This window comes from Streptococcus sp. CCH5-D3, assembly GCF_001556435.1.
Classification (GTDB): Bacteria; Bacillota; Bacilli; order Lactobacillales; family Streptococcaceae; genus Streptococcus.
Map to the genome: position 1 here is coordinate 135,762 of NZ_LSIW01000133.1, position 21,643 is coordinate 157,404.

21 protein-coding genes are annotated in these 21,643 nt (G+C 40.3%); 4 read left to right on the top strand and 17 right to left on the bottom strand.

The window, feature by feature from the left end; all coding sequences use genetic code 11:
* Nucleotides 1–113 precede the first annotated feature (113 nt).
* The 5 genes from AX662_RS08840 to pbp2a form a co-directional block, all read right to left on the bottom strand.
* Complete coding sequence (locus AX662_RS08840; RefSeq protein WP_060972213.1) at nucleotides 114–602, bottom strand: phosphatase PAP2 family protein; 489 nt, start codon at nucleotides 600–602, stop codon at nucleotides 114–116.
* Between the two features lie 128 nt (nucleotides 603–730).
* Nucleotides 731–1,270 (bottom strand): transcription termination/antitermination protein NusG, encoded by a 540-nt coding sequence (gene nusG / locus AX662_RS08845; protein WP_002883644.1) that lies wholly within the window; start codon nucleotides 1,268–1,270, stop codon nucleotides 731–733.
* A gap of 200 nt (nucleotides 1,271–1,470) precedes the next feature.
* Entirely contained in the window at nucleotides 1,471–1,647 is a 177-nt protein-coding gene (gene secE, locus AX662_RS08850; protein ID WP_002883656.1) for a preprotein translocase subunit SecE, read from the bottom strand.
* A gap of 8 nt (nucleotides 1,648–1,655) precedes the next feature.
* Nucleotides 1,656–1,808 carry a 50S ribosomal protein L33 gene (gene rpmG / locus AX662_RS10440; RefSeq protein WP_002886472.1) on the bottom strand — a complete coding sequence of 51 codons (153 nt, stop codon included), beginning with the start codon at nucleotides 1,806–1,808 and terminating at the stop codon, nucleotides 1,656–1,658.
* A 48-nt stretch (nucleotides 1,809–1,856) separates the two neighbouring features.
* Nucleotides 1,857–4,184: a penicillin-binding protein PBP2A gene (gene pbp2a, locus AX662_RS08855; protein ID WP_060972214.1), complete on the bottom strand. Its 2,328-nt coding sequence runs from the start codon at nucleotides 4,182–4,184 to the stop codon at nucleotides 1,857–1,859.
* 65 nt (nucleotides 4,185–4,249) lie between these two features.
* Between pbp2a and AX662_RS08860 the strand changes: the two genes are divergently transcribed.
* The 4 genes from AX662_RS08860 to AX662_RS08870 all read left to right on the top strand — a co-directional run bounded on the left by AX662_RS08860 (nucleotide 4,250) and on the right by AX662_RS08870 (nucleotide 6,876).
* Entirely contained in the window at nucleotides 4,250–5,119 is an 870-nt protein-coding gene (locus AX662_RS08860; protein ID WP_060972215.1) for an RluA family pseudouridine synthase, read from the top strand.
* A 184-nt stretch (nucleotides 5,120–5,303) separates the two neighbouring features.
* Complete coding sequence (locus AX662_RS08865; RefSeq protein ID WP_013989998.1) at nucleotides 5,304–5,636, top strand: TM2 domain-containing protein; 333 nt, start codon at nucleotides 5,304–5,306, stop codon at nucleotides 5,634–5,636.
* Complete coding sequence (locus AX662_RS10445; RefSeq protein WP_073685728.1) at nucleotides 5,636–5,941, top strand: DUF2752 domain-containing protein; 306 nt, start codon at nucleotides 5,636–5,638, stop codon at nucleotides 5,939–5,941. The genes AX662_RS08865 and AX662_RS10445 overlap by 1 nt, the downstream gene beginning before the upstream one ends.
* Before the next feature lie 89 nt (nucleotides 5,942–6,030).
* A complete protein-coding gene (locus AX662_RS08870) occupies nucleotides 6,031–6,876 on the top strand; it encodes a superinfection immunity protein (RefSeq protein ID WP_060972216.1) in 846 nt (281 codons plus the stop codon).
* A gap of 84 nt (nucleotides 6,877–6,960) precedes the next feature.
* Here AX662_RS08870 and groL read toward each other — a convergent pair whose 3' ends face one another.
* The 12 genes from groL to AX662_RS08930 form a co-directional block, all read right to left on the bottom strand.
* Nucleotides 6,961–8,580 (bottom strand): chaperonin GroEL, encoded by a 1,620-nt coding sequence (gene groL, locus AX662_RS08875; protein WP_060972217.1) that lies wholly within the window; start codon nucleotides 8,578–8,580, stop codon nucleotides 6,961–6,963.
* Between the two features lie 44 nt (nucleotides 8,581–8,624).
* The gene (gene groES / locus AX662_RS08880) at nucleotides 8,625–8,912 is read right to left on the bottom strand and encodes a co-chaperone GroES (protein ID WP_002883604.1); all 288 of its coding nucleotides are present in this window, start codon (nucleotides 8,910–8,912) and stop codon (nucleotides 8,625–8,627) included.
* Between the two features lie 167 nt (nucleotides 8,913–9,079).
* The gene (locus AX662_RS08885) at nucleotides 9,080–9,883 is read right to left on the bottom strand and encodes an ABC transporter ATP-binding protein (RefSeq protein ID WP_002883592.1); all 804 of its coding nucleotides are present in this window, start codon (nucleotides 9,881–9,883) and stop codon (nucleotides 9,080–9,082) included.
* Nucleotides 9,883–11,823 carry an ABC transporter substrate binding protein gene (locus AX662_RS08890; protein ID WP_060972218.1) on the bottom strand — a complete coding sequence of 647 codons (1,941 nt, stop codon included), beginning with the start codon at nucleotides 11,821–11,823 and terminating at the stop codon, nucleotides 9,883–9,885. Before AX662_RS08890 ends, AX662_RS08885 begins: the two co-directional genes overlap by 1 nt.
* A 606-nt stretch (nucleotides 11,824–12,429) precedes the next feature.
* A complete protein-coding gene (locus tag AX662_RS08895; RefSeq protein ID WP_142246465.1) occupies nucleotides 12,430–14,292 on the bottom strand; it encodes a proline--tRNA ligase in 1,863 nt (620 codons plus the stop codon).
* Nucleotides 14,293–14,362: 70 nt separating this feature from the next.
* Nucleotides 14,363–15,625, bottom strand: a complete 1,263-nt coding sequence (gene rseP, locus AX662_RS08900) for an RIP metalloprotease RseP (protein WP_060972219.1) — start codon at nucleotides 15,623–15,625, stop codon at nucleotides 14,363–14,365.
* A 16-nt stretch (nucleotides 15,626–15,641) separates the two neighbouring features.
* A complete protein-coding gene (locus tag AX662_RS08905; protein ID WP_060972220.1) occupies nucleotides 15,642–16,436 on the bottom strand; it encodes a phosphatidate cytidylyltransferase in 795 nt (264 codons plus the stop codon).
* Nucleotides 16,437–16,448: 12 nt separating this feature from the next.
* On the bottom strand, nucleotides 16,449–17,198 hold the full coding sequence (locus tag AX662_RS08910; RefSeq protein WP_060972221.1) for an isoprenyl transferase: 750 nt from the start codon (nucleotides 17,196–17,198) through the stop codon (nucleotides 16,449–16,451).
* Nucleotides 17,199–17,326: 128 nt separating this feature from the next.
* Nucleotides 17,327–17,665, bottom strand: coding sequence for a preprotein translocase subunit YajC (locus AX662_RS08915; RefSeq protein ID WP_022496558.1), 339 nt, complete (start codon nucleotides 17,663–17,665; stop codon nucleotides 17,327–17,329).
* A 125-nt stretch (nucleotides 17,666–17,790) separates the two neighbouring features.
* Nucleotides 17,791–18,507 (bottom strand): YebC/PmpR family DNA-binding transcriptional regulator, encoded by a 717-nt coding sequence (locus AX662_RS08920; RefSeq protein ID WP_002883635.1) that lies wholly within the window; start codon nucleotides 18,505–18,507, stop codon nucleotides 17,791–17,793.
* A 155-nt stretch (nucleotides 18,508–18,662) separates the two neighbouring features.
* Entirely contained in the window at nucleotides 18,663–20,240 is a 1,578-nt protein-coding gene (locus AX662_RS08925; protein ID WP_022496557.1) for an ATP-binding cassette domain-containing protein, read from the bottom strand.
* A 153-nt stretch (nucleotides 20,241–20,393) separates the two neighbouring features.
* Nucleotides 20,394–21,266 (bottom strand): helix-turn-helix domain-containing protein, encoded by an 873-nt coding sequence (locus AX662_RS08930; RefSeq protein WP_037600167.1) that lies wholly within the window; start codon nucleotides 21,264–21,266, stop codon nucleotides 20,394–20,396.
* Between the last annotated feature and the right edge of the window lie 377 nt (nucleotides 21,267–21,643).

Consider the following 21,643-nt stretch of genomic DNA (forward strand, 5'->3'; position numbering starts at 1 on the left):
GAACAGCCTTTAATTGCCAACTCGAATTTTAGAACAAAAGGAAAGGTGCCCTAGAGGTGCCTTTCCTTTTTCAACGAAAAAAGCCTTCCTCTCTCGAAGAAGACCCAAATTTTCTAAAGATAAAGAAGGAGACCTACAAGAATCCCAATGGCATAGCCTGCCAAAACATCACTAGGATAGTGGACACCACCTAGCACGCGCAGAAGAGCTAGAGCGCCCGCCAGAAAAAGCATAGCCCCACCTAGCCAGGGGTTAAGCGTCAGTGCCAACATAGCAATGACAGTCGCTGAGAAAACATGCCGACTGGGAAAGGACTTACCCAGACTGTCCTTCTTAATAAGGGGTTGAATAGCCCAGGTCTGGTATGGACGCGGTCGATTATAGAGGCTACGACCAAGAGAAAGAAGGAAAAAGCCTCCTCCCATAATAAGCACTGTCGTAGAGAGAACAAACCAACCATTCCTTAGCCATACCCAAATAAGAAATATAGGGAAAAGCAGGTAAAAAGTCCTAGTTATAAGCTTGTTCAACCCTTCTAAAACCTTAGCGTAAGAACGCAAAGGAGCGCTAATCCTATCGTAAAATCGTTTGTAATTCATCATCATCCGTTAGAAAAAAGGGAGTGACACAGAACTAAATTTCAGAAATCTAGCTTCTAGCCTCTCCCTCAAGTTTAATGAGATAGTCTTCCAAGGTTGAAGTCTCTTAGCCCAACCTCTTTTTATCTATCTTAAAGTTCAGCGATTTGGTAAAGTTCAAGTTCAGCAGCTGTTTCAGAACCAAACATGTTAATCATGATTTTAACCTTGTTGTTTTCAATTTCTACAACACGGCCTTCTTGACCCATAAAGGCACCATCGATGATTTGAACCACGTCACCAACCTTGATATTAGTATCAAAGACATCAACGGTTTGACCCATTGAAATCAAGATTTGACGGATTTCTTCTTCCAAAAGTGGTGTTGGTTTAGAACGGTTACCGTGAGAACCAACGAAACCAGTAACGTTCGGAGTATTACGGACAACGAACCAGGCTTCGTCTGTCATTACCATCTCAACAAGAACGTAACCAGGGAAGCGGTTTTCTTCCACTTCTTTAACTTTACCGTTTTTCTCAACATTGACCGTTTGAGTTGGGATTTCAACACGCAAGATATTTTCAAGCATGTTATAAGTTTGGGCACGTTGCAAAAGGTTTTCTTTAACTTTGTTTTCGTATCCTGAATAGGTTTGAAGGACGAACCAGCCCTTGTCGAATGAATCTAGCATTTTAGGATTCCTTTCTTTTTTCTAAATGACATTTAAACACCTTTGGCTAGCTATCTTCTAGATGCGAGTGTTAAATGTCAATGAATGTCTATGGTTTAATTCAAAGCGTAATAAAAAAGCCTGGTGGCCCTCGTTCTCGCTTTTATCTGCATTTATTATAACAAAAAAGAGCAGGCATTCCCACTCTTTTTGTGTTTTCTTTAGAAAAAGTTAATCAGTGCTGACATAGCGCGACTCAACAATTCATCAAACGCATAGATGATGACAGTGAAGAACGCAGTATACTCAAGAACTGAAATAAAATCATGCCAGCGTTGTTTACGGTCTGGCCAAGTCGTGTCTTTCAAGACTTTGAAAATACTTCCAGTTTGTCTCACGGTGTCTCCTATCTTGTTTCCTTATGCAAGGTGTATTTTTTACAATGTTTACAAAATTTGTTAACTTCTAGTCGTGTTGGTTTGGGAGTGCTACTCACATTAATTGAGTAGTTTCGGCTCCCACATTCAGCACACGCTAGGCTTGCTTTTTTCTGTGCCATAACGCCTCCGTTCTTTTTATCTTACCACTTTTAAATGCAATTGACAAGCTATCTGAATAGACCTGAGAAGGAGTCTGTAATCTTATCCCAAAGGCTGCTTGCCTGATCTTTAACGTCATTCACAACGTCTGATGCCTTGTCTGTCCATGACTTGTTACTGCTATTGCGCGAGTCATTTGGATCTGCCGTATAGTCTAGTGTTTGACCATCAGCTGCATAGGCATTTTCAACGGTAAACTCAGTACCTGGTGTATTTGGCAAAACATCCGCAGCGATGTAGCTGAAAATCGTCGAAGCTGTTCCCGAGCTAGCCCCTGTTAGGTAGTGACTCTCGTCAGTCTTATCAAAACCGATCCAGGTCGTCATAACCACATCAGGAGTATAACCAATCACCCACTGGTCACTAGTCAAATCCTTGTTAAATTCAGCCTGAACAGTACCTGTCTTACCTGCCATAGTATAACCTGTGTAGTTGGCATTCACAGCAGAACCATTTGAGAAGGTACCAAGCATCATGCTGGTCATCTGGTTAGCTACTGACTGGCTGATAACACGTTTAGACTTCTTACTATGGGTAGCAATAATGTCACCACTGGCATTTTCAATTTTAGTGATGAAATAAGCCGTGTTCATCTCACCACCATTAGCAAAGGTCGCATAAGCCTGAGCCATTTGAAGAGGACTAGCTGTCACACCACCACCAAGTGAAATTCCCAGTTCTTCTGGAACATTGTCAAAGTTGAGACCGAATTTTTGACCGTAACTGATCCCTTTTTGAATACCGATTTGATTAAAGAGGTAAACTGCTGGGATATTGTAGGAGTTGGCCAAAGCTTGATACATGGGCACATCCTCTGTCTCAACACCACCGTAGTTGGTTGGGGTATAGCCATTATAGTCGATTGGTTTATTCGGAAGATCCTTATTGATGCTCCATCCTGAAGCCAGAGCTGGTGCATAGACCACTAAAGGTTTGATAGTTGAACCAGGACTACGCTTCCCTTGAGTTGCATAGTTAAAGTTACGGAAGGTTGTATCACTGGTACCACCTACACGACCTACCAGACCGCGGACAGCTCCAGTTGTTGGATCAAGTGCCACACTAGCTGACTGAGCTGTACTACCATCACTTTCTGATGTAGGGAAGAGATAGGTATTTTCGTAGGTTTGCTGCATGTTAGCTTGTGAGTTGGCATCCATCTCTGTGTAGATTTTGTAGCCATTTTTAACGATTTCATCCTCACTCAAGCCATAAGTTTTCGTAGCTTCTTCAATGACGGCATCAAAGTAAGACGGATACTTGTAGTCATCGCCAGTCCCTTGATAGGTATCATCCAGACGACTAGCCATATCAACTCCAGCCGCACTGTCGGCGTCTGCCTGACTCAACTTCTTGTCATCAACCATGTTGGCGAGGACAGTGTTTCTACGGTTGGTCGCATTTTTGATATTATCAATTGGGTTGTAAATTTCAGGTCCCTTAAGCATACCAGCGAGGGTCGCTGCTTCATCAACGGTTAGATTGGCAGCACTTGTCCCGAAGTATTTTTGACTAGCATCTTCAACACCCCAAACCCCATTTCCGAAGTAGGCATTATTGAGGTACATGGTAAGGATTTCTTGCTTGCTGTATTTCTTGGTTAATTCCAAAGAGAGGAAGAATTCCTTGGCCTTACGAGTGACTGTCTGTTCTTGTGTTAAGAAGGCATTTTTAGCCAACTGTTGGGTAATGGTCGAGCCACCACCAAAGCGTCCCATAGATACAATGGCCAAGAGGAATCGCTTGACGTTAACCCCGCTATTTTCATAGAAGGTACGGTCCTCAGTTGCAATAACAGCATTCTCCAGGCTATCACTAATGGCATCCAGCTCCACATAGGTCCCTTTTTGCCCTGACAAAGAACCAGCTTGATTGCCTTCTTTGTCATAGATAACCGTAGTTGCTTTCAAGGCATCTTGAAGATCTGAAACATTGGTCGTCTTGGCAATATAGAAAAGGTAGGAACCTACTGTCAGAACTAGCACTGCTACCAAGATAAAGAGAATTTTACCAATATGATAACGACGCCAGAAACGACGAATAGGATTTCTTGGCGAAAGTGTAAACTTGCTCAAGAACGCCTGAACCTTACCTAAAGGTTGGGTCGTATCAATAGGTTTCTTTTGCTTAGAACGTTGATAACGTGACGTCTCTTGACTTTCCTGAGACATATCTAAGTCTTCAACGGCTTGTTCAACCTCATCAGGTTTCTTAGCAAAGAGTCCCTTTATCTTATTTTGTAAATTCTTCGATTTTTCAGCAGGCTGGGAATCCTTGCCCTTTCCGCTATTTTCTTCTTTAAAAAGTTTGTTTTTTAGATTATCAAAAAATGTCATAACCCTATTATACCAAGTTTTTACAGATTCTGTCCTCTTTTAAACGTTCATGATATAATGAAACCATGACTTTACACGTAGAAATTATCAATCCCTATCCTGTAACAACCGTCAAAGACTTGCTCGAAACTAAGCTCCTCATTCCTCGTAAGATTCGTCATTTCCTACGCACGAAAAAGCACGTCCTCATCAATGGAGAGACTATTAATTGGCAGAGTCCTGTTGAAAAAGGTGATAAGATTAGCCTGACCTTTGATACAGAGGACTACCCTGAAAAAATTATCCCTATGGGAAATGCCAGTTTAGTAGAACCTCTCTATGAAGATCAGCATCTCATCGTGGTCAATAAACCTGAAGGAATGAAAACACATGGTAATGAACCCACAGAAATTGCTCTACTTAACCATGTTTCGGCCTATTGTGGGCAAACCTGTTACGTCGTTCATCGACTAGACATGGAAACTAGTGGGGCTGTACTCTTCGCAAAAAATCCGTTTATCCTGCCAATTCTCAATAGACTCTTGGAAGATAAGAAGATTCAGCGTCAATACTGGGCTTTGGCTGAAGGTAAATTTCAGACCAAGGAGACTGTGTACAAAGACAAGATTGGACGCGACCGCCATGACCGTAGAAAACGAGTGGTTGATCCTAGAAAAGGGCAGGTTGCCTATACAACCATCACGCGCCTCAAAGCCTTCAAAGGAGCTAGTCTGGTCAACTGTCAACTAAAAACCGGTCGGACCCACCAAATTCGTGTGCATCTGGCCCACCATGGGCATGCCATTCTGGGGGACCCTCTTTATAGCCACCGCCCCGCATCTCGACTCATGCTCCACGCTCACACCCTTAGTTTCACCCATCCCTTAACACTCGACAAAATCACTGTTAAGGCGAGCTCAGACAGTTTTGAACAAGGGTTGAGAAATCACAAATAATAGAAGTAGGCTCATTCTCAAGCATAGTGCGAAAGGATTATCCTAATGATCCTCTAGTTATGACACAGTGGAAGCTTGCAAATAAGTTACTTTTATTGACTTCAAAAGCCTTGACCGCCTTGAATCTCCCTTTACAATATGTTATCCTTTACATATCATTTAAAATTTGAGGGGTATTTAATTTATGAATCCAGTCGATCAATGGATAACCATTAACGCCAAGTATTTCCCAACAGAACAAGTTCAGTACATCCGTCAACGTCTTGAAGCACTTCCTGAGCAACAACTTTCAATGCTTTACTCAATCAGCTTCCAAGATCCAACAATGTTGTTGATTATTTCACTTCTAGGTGGGACTCTTGGAATTGACCGCTTTTTGTTAGGACAAATTGGTCTCGGTGTTGGTAAACTTTTGACGTGTGGTGGATGTGGTATCTGGTCAATTGTTGACTTATTCCTCATCATGGATGCTACTCGCCAATCAAACGCTCAAAAACTCTTTGCAGTTATTGGCTAATGAAAAACTATTTTACACGCTTGTGGGCCTACCACCAGCGTTTTTTTAGATTATATCTCTTAGTTTTAGTGGCAGTTTATGGAGTCTACCTTTTGCATCTTCCAACACCACTCAGTTTAATCCTAAGACCATTTGGCCTTAAAGCTTGGAGCACAGGCCTAACACGCGCTAGTGTTAGACTCTTACACCTAGATTGGCAAGGAGCCTGGGACTATAATCCACTGATATATCCTCTAGTGGTCTATGTCCTAACCTATTTCTTTCTCTTTCCCATCTTTAGTGATAAGAAGATTATAAGGAAATAAAGTAAAGACTCCCATTGCGATCCCCTTACACTATTGCTATAATTGTAATTATCAACATTTTTTAATCAAGATATCTGGAGGTTATACACATGAAGCAACAAGATTGGATCGATTTTTTCCAAGCAGTTAATGGTCGTAATCCAAGTATTCAAGAAATGGCTGAAGCAGCTCAGAAAGGCGAGTTTGTCCGAGAAACTCCCAAACAAACTGTCGAAGTAACAGAAACTGTCTCACAAAAAGAGACTGTAGAAACTAAGCAAGATTCAGAAGTTGTTGAACCAGCAGAATCTGCACCATCAACAGAAGTGGTAGAAACTGCCGAAAAAAATGTTGACAGCTATGATGTTGCTGAAGAGCCACTCACTAACTCTACAGCAGATGAAGAAGAGACTTTCCAAGCAACTAACCTAGCTCAAGAAAATCAATCAAAGACCTTCCAGGAACAAGTTAAACCTGTTGTAGAAAATGCCAGTCAGACTGTTAACCAATTTGCGAATCAAACTGGTGAAACTTTCCAACAAGCAAGCAAAAATCTAAATGATACTTGGAAGAAACAAGACAAGAAAACCCAAACAAACTTCATCATGTTAGCCGTCGCTTCCATCCCAGCTATCCTCTGGGCTCTTGGAATGATACTCTTGGGAATTGCCAGTGATGATCTTAGTGCCGGATTGATCACGGCTCTTCTCTCCGTCATCATTAATTTCCCCTTGGTAGTACTTCTTATATTACCAGCTCTTCTAAATAAAACAGATAAAAAATGGCCAATCTTTATCCTATCCTTTCTTCTAGGCTGGACATTCATCGGTTGGATCATCCTTCTTGCTGTTTCTATCAATACGAATAAGGAAGCAGAACGCATTAGACAACAACAAATGATGATGCAAATGGCAGGTCAACAAGGAAGTTCTGATACATTTAACCCTTTTCAGTAATTAACAACAAATAATTGAAAAAAAGAAAACCCAGAAAAAGTTTCTCGACTTTTCCTAGGTTTTTTCTTTTGCTTTTTTAAACTCTTAGTAGCCCATCATTCCTGGATCCATAGCTGGTGCTGCTGGAGTTTCTGGTTCAGGTTTGTTGGCAACAACTGCTTCAGTTGTCAAGATAAGACTAGCTACAGAAGCGGCATTTTGGAGGGCAGAACGTGTGACCTTAACAGGGTCAATAATTCCTGCTTCAACCATATCTACCCATTCACCGTTAGCAGCGTTAAAGCCTGTACCAACTGGACTGTTCTTCAATTTATCGATGATAACTGAACCTTCATAACCAGCGTTATAAGCAATTTGGCGAACTGGTTCTTCCAAGGCACGGAGGACAATGTTACGTCCTGTAGCGTCGTCACCTTCAAGATCAAGTTCAGCAACCTTAGCAATGACGTTAACAAGAGCTGTACCCCCACCTGCTACGATACCTTCTTCAACAGCGGCACGAGTAGCGTTAAGGGCATCTTCGATACGAAGTTTCATTTCTTTAAGGGCTGTTTCAGTGGCCGCACCAACCTTAACAACTGCAACCCCACCTGACAATTTAGCCAAACGTTCTTGAAGTTTTTCACGGTCAAACTCAGATGTTGTTGTTTCCAATTGAGACTTGATAAGGTTAACACGGTTAGCAATTGCTTCTGCGCTTCCTGCACCTTCAACGATAACTGTGCTATCTTTATCCACAGTTACTTTCGAAGCTTGACCGAGTGCTGCCATAGTTGCATCCTTAAGTTCAAGACCAAGATCCTCAGTAATAACAGTCGCTCCTGTCAATACGGCAATGTCTTCCAACATCGCTTTACGACGGTCACCAAAGCCAGGCGCCTTAACAGCAACAACATTGAAAGTTCCACGAATCTTGTTAAGAACAAGTGTAGGAAGAGCTTCACCATCCACATCATCAGCAATGATCAAGAGTGGACGACTTGTCTTAAGCACTTCTTCCAAGAGTGGAAGGACATCCTGAATATTTGAAATTTTCTTGTCAGTCACAAGGATAAATGGATTTTCAAGGTCAGCGACCATTTTTTCATTATCAGTAACCATGTACTGAGAAAGATAACCACGGTCAAACTGCATACCTTCAACCACTTCGAGTTCAGTCTCCATACCACGAGACTCTTCAATAGTGATAACACCGTCATTACCAACGCGTTCCATAGCTTCTGAAATGTATTCACCAACTTTTTCAGAACGTGATGAAACCGCTGCGACTTGGGCAATAGCTTCCTTATTAGCAACTGGTTGAGCAATGGCTTTAAGCTCTTCCACAGCTGTAGCTACAGCTGCTTCAATCCCACGACGGATACCGATTGGATTAGCACCAGCCGTTACATTTTTGAGACCTTCACGGACAATAGCTTGTGTCAAAACAGTGGCTGTAGTTGTTCCGTCACCGGCAATATCATTCGTTTTTGAAGCCACTTCGCTGACAAGCTTAGCACCCATATTTTCAAAGTGATCTTCGAGTTCAATTTCTTTAGCAATTGTCACACCATCATTAGTGATAAGAGGTGAGCCAAAAGCTTTTTCCAAAACCACGTTACGACCTTTAGGACCAAGCGTTACCTTAACTGTATCAGCCAAAGTATCAACACCACGGACCATTGCTGCGCGTGCATCTGATGAAAATTTAATATCTTTTGCCATAGTTACTCCTTCTTTATCTTACTTTATTTCTGATTAGCATAGACCTAAGCTAGGACTGCTAAAATATCTGCTTCACGGATAATTGAAACGGAATCATCTCCGTCTTTAACATTGACACCTGCACCATTTTCAACAAGAACTTTATCGCCTGCTGCAACACTAGGTGCAATCAATTCACCAGTAAGAGTACGGATTCCTTCACCTACTGCCAAAACCTCAGCAGTTTTTGTAGCTTCATGACTGGCTCCTGCCAATACAAAGCCACTAGCTGTTTTTTCTTCTGTTTCTTCAAAACGGACAACGATACGATCGCCCAATGGTTTCAATGCCATACCAATTACCTCCAAATGTTATTTGTTATTAGTAACGTGTGAAACGTTATTTTTAGCACTCATAAACTATGAGTGCTAATCCATATATTTATTTTAGCACTTGGTCAAAAATAGTCAAGAAAAAACTACCCAAAATCTGAACTTTGGATAGTTTCTTTTTTTGTTTATTAACCGAGCACCAAGGCATCGTCATTGAGGACTTGTCCACTATTTTTGTGGAAGAGGTCCATAAGTTCTGCAACTGTGAGGTTTTTCTTTTCCTCACCTCGCACATCGACGACGATTTTACCATGATAGAGCATGACTAGACGGTTCCCATATTCGATAGCATGTTCCATATTATGGGTAATCATAAGGGTTGTCAATTCTTGTTCTTCAACAATCTTACGTGTCAGATTCATGACCATATCGCTTGTCTTAGGATCTAGGGCTGCTGTGTGTTCATCCAAAAGCAAGATTTTTGGACGAACCAAAGTTGCCATAGCAAGTGTTAAAGCCTGACGTTGTCCACCTGACAAGAAATTAGCATCAGTCTTCATACGATTCTCAAGACCAAGACCAAGATCTACCAAGGCTTCCTTGAAGACTTGACGCTCGCTTTCAGTGATAGACTTTTTAAAGAAGCTACGTTTCTTACCACGACGATAGGCAATCGCCATATTTTCTTCGATAGAAAGGTTTGTCGCTGTCCCCATTCGAGGATCTTGGAAAACACGACTAATGTCTTTAGAGCGCTCATCTACAGATGCTTTCTTAATAGATTGCCCCTCCAACAAGATATCCCCCTCATCAATGCTAAGAACACCAGCAATTGAATTCATCAAGGTTGATTTACCAGCACCATTTCCCCCAATAACAGAGATAAAATCTCCCTGTTCAATGTCGAGATCCAAACCACGAAGGACGTGATTTTCATTGACCGTGCCTTTTTCAAAGGTTTTATGAATCTGTTGTAAACTAAGTAAAGCCATTACTTGTCACCTCCTGGAGTCAAGGATTTGTTAGGTCTGATTTTCAGTTTTTGTCGTACTTCTGGCACATAAAGGATGATAGCAAGCAAGATGGCTGAAGCCAATTTCAACATTTGAGCATCAACGTTCATGGCAAGGATAATAACCAAGACCAAACGGTAGAGAACAGCTCCTACGACAATTGACCAGAGGCGTTTGCCAAGTGGTAGATACTTGACGATAACCTCAGCCAAGATGATTGCAGCCAAGCCATTTACGATTGTACCAGTACCCATATTCATATCCGCATAGCCATTGTTTTGAGCTAGGAGGGCACCTGATAGGGCAATCAAACCATTGGAAATCATGTAGCCAAGAATCTTCATACGGTCAACCTTGATACCATTAGCTTCACCCATGGCAAGGTTATCACCTGTTGCACGAAGAGCAAGTCCAACCTGTGTATTAAGGAGAACAACCAACATAAGTACTACCAGACTAACAAAAATCAGTCCTAATAGAATCACACCATTCAGCTTAGATAGACCAAGATCCATCACCATAGTCACCAGCGTGTTGTGGCCTGAAAGAGAGACATTGGCACTGCCAAGAACCAAAAGGTTAACTGAATAGAGCCCTGTTAAGGTAATAATCCCCGTTAAGAGTGCTGGTATCTTCATTTTCGTATGCATAAAGCCAGACACAGCTCCAGCAAGCATACCAGCTACAAAACCACCTAGAGTCGCAAAGATTGGGTTGATCCCACGGATAATCATGATAGTTGTCGTAGCAGCACCAAGAGGGAAGGCCCCCTCAGCTGTCAAATCAGCAAGGTCCAAAATACGGAAGGTAATGAAGACCCCAATTGCCATAATAGCCCAGAGAAGCCCCTGAGAAATGGCTGTTAGCACCACATTTGAAAATCCTTTTTTAGAAGACTTATTGACCTTAAGCTTAATGACACCCTTATCTTTTTTAGCAATTGGTTTGTCATCTTGTGTTGATGCTTTAGATTCCTCGTCACTAATGCTAGAAACATCAATACCAAGTTCTTTAGCCATGTCATGGTTAACCACAACATTTAGGGTTTTAGGATACTCGGCATCGACATCCTTGACCTTCTCACCTCGGAGAACACGGCCTGCCAACTTACCTGTTTGACGTCCAAGCGCTTCATAGTTGGTTCCATAAGTGAATAGGACACCTTTTTCTACACTACCAGCGTCACTACCAACAACTGGAACCTTAGTCTCTTTAGAAAGATCTACCAAGGTATTAATAGCACTAACAATAGTATTATCAGTTGGGATGAAAATCACTTCGGTCTGACTCATCAAGCTCTTGGCTGTGTCTTGGATATCATTGGTTGATGAAATCCCCTTGATAACCGTTTCGATACCAGCTTCCTTGAAGTATTTCTTGGCTTCTTCAACCTGAACTTCTGAGTTACGCTCGCTGGTCGTGTACATAATCCCAACTTTTTTAGTGTTTGGAAGGACCTTTTTCAACAACTCAACTTGTTTGTTGATAGGGGACATGTCACTTGTCCCTGTCACATTTCCTCCAACATTGTCCATAGACTTAACCAGTTTAGCTGAGACTGGATCTGTGACAGCTGTAAAGAGAATTGGCTTGTCCTTTGTCAAACTACTCAAAGACTGGGCTGCTGGGGTTGCGATAGCCAACATAAGATCGTTATCTTCAATAAGCGACTGAGAAATCGTCTGCAAGTTAGACTGATCCCCTTGTGCATTCTGATAATCAATTTTGATGTTATTACCGTCAACATAACCTTCCTCTTTGAGTTCTTCAATGAACCCTTTACGTGTCGCTGACAAGGAAGGATGTTCCACATATTGGAGCACACCGACGTGAACCAAATCTTTATTAGAAGCATTGGAACATGCTACCAAGAGGACAGCTGTGATAATAGCCATCATACTGACCAAGAATTTCTTCATCTTGTATACCTCTATTTTTTATTCTATCTATTTCCAATTTTCTTTTATGCTTTTTCCGAGACGATAGGGTCAAAAGAAAACGAATTAGACCTTACATCGCTTCATCAGATCCTAAAGTCCGTCGTCCAAAGACCATCACCTTTTGACCTTATAAAAAGTTGGCTAGAATTCACCATTTTTTAGACATCTAAAGGTCAAAAGAAAACTAAAAATAGACCACGGTATGAAAAAACCAGTTAGGACAGGCCCAACTGGTTTTCTGCATCTTGACTAGCATAGGCTAGCTTATGTCACCGGTTAGACCTATTCATCTAATCGGCTAATCCATCACAAAATGCTTTAGCTTCATAGATACAAACTGACTGACGCTTGTATCCTGAAACACAAACGTCCTATCTAAAGAAACTAAAGTAATAAAAAGCTTTAAGATTTCCCAAATGGGTCGCTTTATTAAGCATGTGATGCCTCCGTAGTTATGATAGTTTTAAGTTTACACTATTTAGACAATTCTGTCAAATTGGAATTTACTCTCTTTTCTCTCAATTTATCATTGTCACTGCAAAAGAAAAATCTCTTCCTGCTCCAGCAAGAAAAGATTTTTTAATCTTAAGCATCTTGTTCTGTTGTTAAGATAGCAAGTGTTTCAATCAAGTTATCGGCATTAACTTCAATAGTATCACCAGTTGCCTTGATTTTAACTTCGACAACACCTTCGCTAGCTTTTTTACCAACTGTCACACGGATTGGAAGTCCAATGAGGTCACTGTCTGAGAATTTAGAACCAACACGCTCATTACGATCATCTGTCAAGACATCATAGCCTTCAGCCATAAGAGCAGCTTCTAAACGTTCTGTCAAAGCATTGGCTTCTTCATCCTTAGTGTTAACTGTAATCAAGTGAACATCATACGGAGCCAATTCTTTAGGGAAGTTAATTCCCCATGCATAGCGGTACTGACCTTTTGGTGTCTTGTTAACAAAGAGACGTGCATGTTGTTCGATTACAGCTGACAAGATACGGCTAACACCGATACCGTAACATCCCATGATAATTGGAACAGCACGGCCATTTTCATCAAGAACATTAGCACCCATACTTTCAGAGTAACGTGTCCCAAGTTTAAAGATATGACCAATCTCGATACCACGCGCAAACTGAAGGACACCTTGACCATCTGGTGAAATTTCACCCTCTTTAACTTCACGAATATCCACGTATTCTGCCTTGAAGTCGCGCTCTGGGTTAACCCCTGTCAAGTGGTAACCATCTTCATTAGCTCCAACGACCGCATTAGCCACATCTTGAACCTTACGGTCCGCAACGATACGAACATTTTCAGGAAGGTTAACTGGACCAAGGGAACCGAAGTTAGCACCAAAGACTTGACGTGCTTCATCTTCCGTAGCTGGTTCGAGGAAATCAGCAGCAAGGTAGTTTTTCAACTTCACATCGTTAACCTGATCATTACCGACGAGAAGAGCCACTACTGGTTCATCATCAGCGATGAAAAGTAAAGTCTTGATGGTTTGTTCTTCTGGAACATTCAAGAAAGCAGCAACTTCATCAATTGACTTGCAATCTGGTGTTTCAACACGAGCCACTTCTTCTTGAGTCACAACCTTAGTCGCTGGTGTGTAGGCGTTTGTTGCCATCTCAAGGTTAGCTGCATAGCTTGACTCTGTAGAGTAGGCAATTGTATCTTCACCAGATACCAACCATGATGTCAATTCTTTCTTGATTTCTTCCATGACATCTTCTGGAATCTCATCCAATGAAGCAATTGACTTGTCAAGAACTACCCAACGGTTGAGATCTGTACGCTCAGGAGTGACCGCCATGAATTCTTGAGAATCCTTACCACCCATGGCACCACCATCACCGATGATTCCCTTAAATTCAAGGCCAGCACGTGTAAAGATAGCCTCGTAAGCTTTACGGTAGTCTTCATAAGTTACATCCAAATCTTCATAGTTTTGGTGGAAACTATAAGCATCCTTCATGATAAATTCACGTGTACGAAGAAGACCGTTACGAGGACGTTTTTCATCACGGTATTTTGATTGGATTTGGTAGAGATTAAGTGGTAATTGTTTGTATGATTTAACCGCATCACGAACCAAGGCTGTAAACGTTTCTTCGTGAGTTGGACCGAGGATAAAGTCAGATTTATCACGGTTTTTCAATTTATAGAGGTCTTCACCGTAAGTTTCATAACGGCCTGACTCACGCCACAAATCTGCTGTCAAAAGCGCTGGCGCCAACATTTCAACCGCACCGATCTTTTCAAACTCCTCACGCATGATGGTTTTGAATTTCTCGATAGCACGATTTGCCAATGGCATATAAGCATAAATACCAGCAGAAACCTGACGCACGTAACCCGCACGTACCATAAGGGCATGACTGATAACTTGAGCATCACTTGGCATTTCACGAAGTGTTGGAATCAACATTTTACTTTGTTTCATCATTTACATACTAAGGAGGCTGGCCCTTGGGTCAAGTCCCTTAGACTTCCTTTCGTTTCTTTGTTTCTAATTAAAAGAAAGCACGCATAATATCATTCCAAGTGACTGCAATCATAAGAACAACCATGATAGCAACACCTGCAAGTGTAATATAGCTTTCAATTTCTTGATTAAGTGGTTTACGACGAATGGCTTCAATAATATTCATAACAATTTTTCCACCGTCAAGGGCTGGAATTGGGATAAGATTGAAAATTCCCAAGTTAATTGAGAGCATCCCCATAAGGTTAAGAATGGAAATCAAGCCACTTTCTGAAGCCTGGGCAGACATCTGGAACATGGCAACTGGTCCACCAAGTTTATTCAAACTAAAGTTGGTGATAAGCCCTTTAAGTGCCACGAGAATTTTGAAGGCCCCCTCCCAAGCCATTTGGAAACCACCAAAAATCTTATCTTTTAGACCTGTTTTTAAGGCAGGAGAAACACCCAAAAAGTAGCTACCTTGACTCTCCTTAGGTTTAACAGAGATCGTTTCTTCCTGACCGTTACTTCTCTTAACCGTCACAGAAAGGCTGTCAACTTTGGAGAATTTTTGAGTATTCTCTGTCAATGCTTCCTTCAAGCTGTCCCAATCAGTAACCTTGTCCTTATTGATGGCCTCGATGGCATCACCATTTTTCAAGCCTGCTACCTGAGCAGCACCACCATCAGCCACCTGGATACGGTTGGTCGATGTGTCTTGAACACCACCTTGAACAAAGGCTAAGATAATAAAGACAAGCACCCCAAGAATGAAGTTATTCATAGGACCAGCAAAGTTGGTAATTAAGCGTCCCCAAATGCTAGCATTTTGATATTGGACATCCTTAGGAGCGATACGAAGTTCTGTACCATCCTCCTCAACGATAGTGGCATCATGGTCAACCTCATAGGTCTTGGTCTCATCTAGGACTAGGCCTGTAATGGTTAACTTATTTTCCAAATCATAGGCAGTGACGTTCATAGGCAAAGCCGTCTGGTCAACCTGGCGATCCGAAAGGTTGATACGTCTTACCTTACCATCTGATCCAATCGTTAGACTGGCAGGGCTACCTGTTTTAATCTCAGTTGTATCTTCACCCCAACCAGCCATACGGACATAACCACCCAAAGGGAGGATACGGATAGTATAAACGGTACCATCCTTACCTGTATGTGCAAAAATTTTCGGTCCCATACCAATGGCAAATTCACGAACCAAAATTCCTGAGCGTTTGGCGAAAAAGAAATGACCAAACTCATGGAAGACGACAATCACACAGAAAATCAGTAAAAAGGTAATAATAGCTTTCATCTAGACACCTCCACTCTTAAAAAAGTCCTAGGAAGTGCATGATTGGGAAAACAAAGATCCAGCTATCACAACGGTCCAAAATACCACCATGCCCAGGAATGAGATTGCCTGAGTCTTTAACGCCAAAGTGGCGTTTAATAGCTGATTCTACCAAATCACCAAATTGACCAAAGATACTAAAGAGAATAGTACAGATAAGCAACCAGAAGAAGCTGTGAGGAGCATAAACTCCGTGGTTGATCAAACCAAAGATAAGGGCTACAATGATTGCTGATAAGATACCACCGACACTACCTTCAATAGTCTTGTTTGGTGATACTTTTGACAATAGCTTGTTCTGACCAAATTGACGACCAAAGAGGTAGGCACCAATATCTGTTGCCCAAACAATAAAAAGGGCAAAAAGAACTTTTTCCCAGCTATCCATACGTGCCGCAATAAGATTTTGGAAACCAAAACCAACATAAAAGGCTGAAGCAATGGGATAAGCTGCATCATCAAAAGAATAGTGGTCGCTATTAAGGACAGTTCCTGCTAGAATCAAAAATGAAATAACAGCAAATCCTGTCACACTAGCATTTGTTGGAAGGCTGATAAAATACTGGTCAATCGGAACAGCCAAGATAAAGGCTGCCACCATTGATAAAATACCCTCGATAGAGAAAATCTCCAAGTGCTTCATACGAAGCATCTCAGACACCGCAACCATGGCCATAGCTCCAACTAAAAGTTGGAAAGGAAGACCACCGATAAAGAGCAATGGGAGGAAAATGGCTGCTGCCACACCCCCACCAATTAAACGTTCTTGCATGAGAGGTCCTTTCTAGACACCACCAAAGCGACGGTGACGTTTATTGTAGTCAGAGATAGCTTGACGTAAACCTTTCTGGTCAAAGTCTGGCCAGAAAACATCCGTGAAGTAAAACTCACTATAGGCCGATTGCCAAGGCAAGAAATTACTAAGACGAAGCTCACCACTTGTACGGATAATCAAATCCGGATCACGATAGAGGTAAGGCAACTTGTCTGTCATCAAATGCTTAGCAATAAGATCTTCATCAATAGCTTCAAGAGAGAGTTTGCCTGCTTCAACTTCTTTAGCAATCGCTTGAACTGCAGATACAATCTCCGCACGGCCACCATAGTTAAGTGCAAAATTGAGTACCAAACCAGAATTATGTTTCGTCTGCTCAACTGCTTTTTCAAGAGCATCTAAGGTTTCCTTAGGTAGACGACTATTATCCCCAATAGTTAAAATACGAACATTGTTTTTATCTAATTCTGGTACATACTTGTTAAAAAATTCAACTGGCAAATTCATGATGAATTTCACTTCATCCTGTGGGCGTGACCAGTTTTCAGTTGAGAAGGCATAGACTGTCAATACCTTAACTCCAAGTTGTGACGCTTCGATAGTTACCTTTTGCAAGGCATCCATCCCAGCCTTATGCCCCATCACACGTGGTTGTAGACGTTTTTTAGCCCAACGGCCATTTCCATCCATAATAATGCCAATATGGTTGGGAATATTGACTAGAACCTCTTGATGAGATTTTTTTCTAAATTTAAACATGGAATATCCTCTAAATATAGTTTACCCTTTATTTTACCACATTTTCAGGGGTTCTGAACAGCTTTTAATACCGATAAGATTAGAAAACGCAAAAAGACCAGGATTTAACCTAGTCTCAAATACACATCTTAGTTTTCATCAGAAGACTCAATTGCTGAATCTTCTTCAATAATTGTCTTTTTAGTTGTTTCTGCTGTCTCTGTAGTTGGTGCTGGCGTAATCACTTTCATGATTGAACGACTCAAATCAAAGGTCAAGAAGACACCTTCTGCATCCAAAACGATACGGTTATTCTCTTTATCAATCTCATCAACAACAGCAATCAAACCACCAATTGTTTCAACTTCAGCACCCTTAGCAAGACCTGCAAAACGATCTTCCTGGGCCTTTGCTTGGCGACGACGGCTGAAAGCCACATAAGCAACAATTGCGACCACATAAATGGCCAAAACTAGCATCATATTCATATTTCGTATTCCTCCAATAATTCACTTGGCTACTACTATATCAGATTAAGTCAGGACAAGCAAGACAAATCCTTAGACAGACCACATAAAAACACTTTCCTTATGACGGAAAGTGCTGAATGAGATTACATATCTGCTACGTTGTGATATACCTTTTGAACATCATCGTCTGCTTCAAGCGCATCAATAAGTCCTTCGAAAACTTCAAGGTCTTCACCTTCAAGAGTAACCTCAGTTTGTGGAATCATTTCAAGTTCAGTCACTTGGAACTCTTCTTGTCCGTTAGCACGGAGAGCTTCCAAAGCTTTGTGAAGATCTGTTGGCTCAGTATAAACAGTGATAGTACCATCTTCTGCTTCTACATCTTCAACTTCTACATCTGCTTCAAGCAATTGTTCAAAGATTGCGTCTGCATCTTCACCTGCAAAAACGATAACACCTTTTTTATCAAACATGTATGAAACAGAACCTGAAGCACCCATGTTACCACCGTTTTTACCAAAGGCAGTACGTACGTTAGCAGCTGTACGGTTAACGTTTGAAGTCAAAGTATCTACGATAATCATAGAACCATTTGGTCCAAAACCTTCATAACGTCCTTCAACGAAAGTTTCATCAGTGTTACCTTTAGCCTTATCAATGGCCTTATCAATAACGTGTTTTGGCACTTGCGCTTGTTTAGCACGCTCCAAAACAAATTTCAAAGCTGAGTTTGATTCTGGATCTGGTTCACCTTGTTTAGCAGCCACATAAATTTCGACACCAAACTTAGCGTAAACCTTAGAGTTTGCACCATCTTTAGCAGTTTTCTTAGCAACGATATTAGCCCATTTACGTCCCATGGGATTCACCTCTTCTAAGAGATTTGTATCTCTGATTTGTTTTTTCTTTTTTGAAAATAGCAAAGCTTGCTAAATTCACAATCCCTTACATTATAGCACTTTGACTGCCGTTAGTAAAATTGAAATAAATCCTAAGCATTTATCATATGAAACATTTACTCAGTCCCCTCTCCCAAACGAATAATCTTATCAAAATATGGTTCATTTCCCTTTATAAGATGGTGGGTAACCGTGATATAAGTGATATTAGGATCACTTAATAAAAGGTGCTCAATACGAGTAGCATTATTATGGTCAAGATTTGCAGTGGCTTCATCAAAAATCACAACAGAACTTCCTTTTAAAAACGCTCTTATCAGGCCTATTCTTTGTTTTTGACCCTCCGAAAAGCTACCGTCGCTTACTTGCTCATCTATACGACTTAAGAAAGATAAAAGATTAACTCTTTCAAGAACTTCCTTGATCTGCGTATCAGTAATAACTTCATTCCAAAGAGTTAGATTGTTCCTCAAGGTATCATTATAGATATGAGTTTGACTCCCAACATAGGCACATTTAGACACGATTGAGTTCTCATCAATCTCTTTTGACTCCAATTTTCCAAACAAGATTGTTCCCTCGTAATCTTTAAGATTGCCTAGGAATATATTAAGCAGGGTTGACTTCCCACTACCTGAGCATCCAGTAATAGCATACTTGCCTCCTTTTTTAAAGGTTTGGGTGAATCCCTCAAAAATAGCCTTCTCTCCAAAATGATAACTTACATTCTCAAAATGAACATCCTGAATTGTCGCTATACAAGTCTTTGGACCCTCTGGAAAATCGTGAAATTTTTTTAAGATAGGATTGACAGACTTAATGGTCACTTGCAGCTGATTAATGGTGGATAGAGAGTTAAAAATATTACCTGATATCTGTCCTACTGAGGTAATGGTTCCAACAGTAATATTTCCAAAAATAATTAACAAGCCAGTTAGAAGAAGTATCAACATCTGGGCGATAACTGAAAATAAAGCCATCAGCGTCTCAGTGCTAGTCTTTCTTTTTGTAAAAATAATTTTTTGTACAATATATTTCTCAACAATGGACCTCACTTGTCTAAGAAATATCTGTTTACGACTAGCGTAATAAACATCCGCATATCCATATAACTGATCGCTTATTCCAGAAACAAGCTCCTCATTCGCTTTGGAAAATATCTCCATTGATTTCTGCATTTTATTGGTAAATGGTTTGGGAAGATAAGTCAGACACAAAGTTAAAAAAATGGCTAGCAGAACAATCCTTACATCATAACTTAATAAGGCGATAATTGAAAACAAAGTGGTGAATACTGTTGAACAAAGAGTATAAATACTTGAAAAGCCATTTGATTCAATCAATTGGATATCATTATTTAATACTGAGAGATGCTCTCCAATATCACTCTTTCTAAATTCACTAAAAGAATGGTGAATAATTTTACTAAGATAAGACTGACGAATAGACAAAGTCATTTTTTGGATTAATTTTGTTTGATGTACCGCAATAATATAATTCAAAACTAAATAAATAATGTAAAGACCTACCTCTAGACCTAAGAGAGCTAAAAAAGATTGGATTCGCTTAGATACCAGCTGATTCGTCATTAAAGCTAAGGTTACCGAGGCACTCACGAAAATAGCAGCATTCAGTGCTAACAGTAGGATATGAACTAAATTGTCATACTTGTATTTAAGAATATAGGTTCTCATAGATTTCCTCACAATCTAAATCACCTTGGTATATAATCAGTTGGATAAATTGAAGACATTGGAATACCATATATCCATTGAAAATTAAAAACCATAGTGATGTCGTACTATGGTCTTAGTTTATTCTATTTTTTAACTCACTCTATAAAATTGTCATATAGTGGAATTTAACAACTCTTGATACTCTGATTCCTTAGCAAGCAATAACTTTTCCGCACCTAAAGTCCTAAGAGTTTCTAAACACCCCTCAATTAGATTTCTCCCTTCAGCAACTTCACCCGACTTTATCAAGTAAGACCCCATTACAAATATCAACTCATGTCTTTCATATAAGAGGACCTCAGGAATTCCACTATCATTGACTAAATCTAAATAGTATTTCGCTGAATCTAGTTCATCACGTCGTAAAAATTCATAAGCTGCATTAATAAGAAGACTAATTCGGATTCTTTGATTTGAGTCGCTATTTCCAAAAAGTCTAGTTCTATACACAATCTCCTTGGTCAAAACATTAAGTGTCTGGGTGGAAATAAACGACATACTATTTCCTAATATGATTAACTCTCTTTTTCCCCATTGTTCAATGCTAAAAAGATAGTCTGTTAATTCCCTTACCTTATTTTCATCAACCTCTTTATTTGAAACACTTGCCAAAAAAGATTCTAGCATAATACTGTTATAGAGAAATGATTTGTCTTGTGTGAGCTCAAATTTACGACGCTCTTCTCCAGCGTACTTCTGTAACGATAAACTATCGTTTTGATAATAAGCCTTACTAGCACTTTCTAATAACTTTTCAGTATGAGTCGGATTATCTTGAGATAAAATACCATAGAACTCTTCAATACTGACATCCAATTTATCTAACAAAAGAAAAAATCTAGATAATGAGATATCAGATTCTCCACGTTCAAATTTTGATAAGAAAGATACTGATAAATAATCACTAGCAAGTTCTTTCAATGTCAAATTCTTTGATAAACGAATTTTTTTCAACAAAGCACCCATTTCCACAGGTCCAATCATGATTCATCCTCCTATGCTTGAACTAATTATAGCAACAATCATCCCTAAATTAAAGAGCCACAAAACCCAACTAGCCCGTCCGAAACGTTTAGAATAAAAGTTCGTAAATTAAGCTACAAGAAATCATTAATGGAGAGTTTTAGCCTACAAATGGTTAAAAAAAGACCAGCCAAAGCTGATCTTATCTGATTACGGCTCTATAATTTCTGTAGTGGGTAAAACCACTATAGAGATTATAGAGCTTTTTGAGTATACACAAAAAGTCCCATAAGAACTATAATGAAAAGCGACGAAACTACCATTAGGAAGAACTTATGAGACCTATTAAGAATACCACAGAATTAATCGGAATTAAAGACCCTAACATCATTATTTCT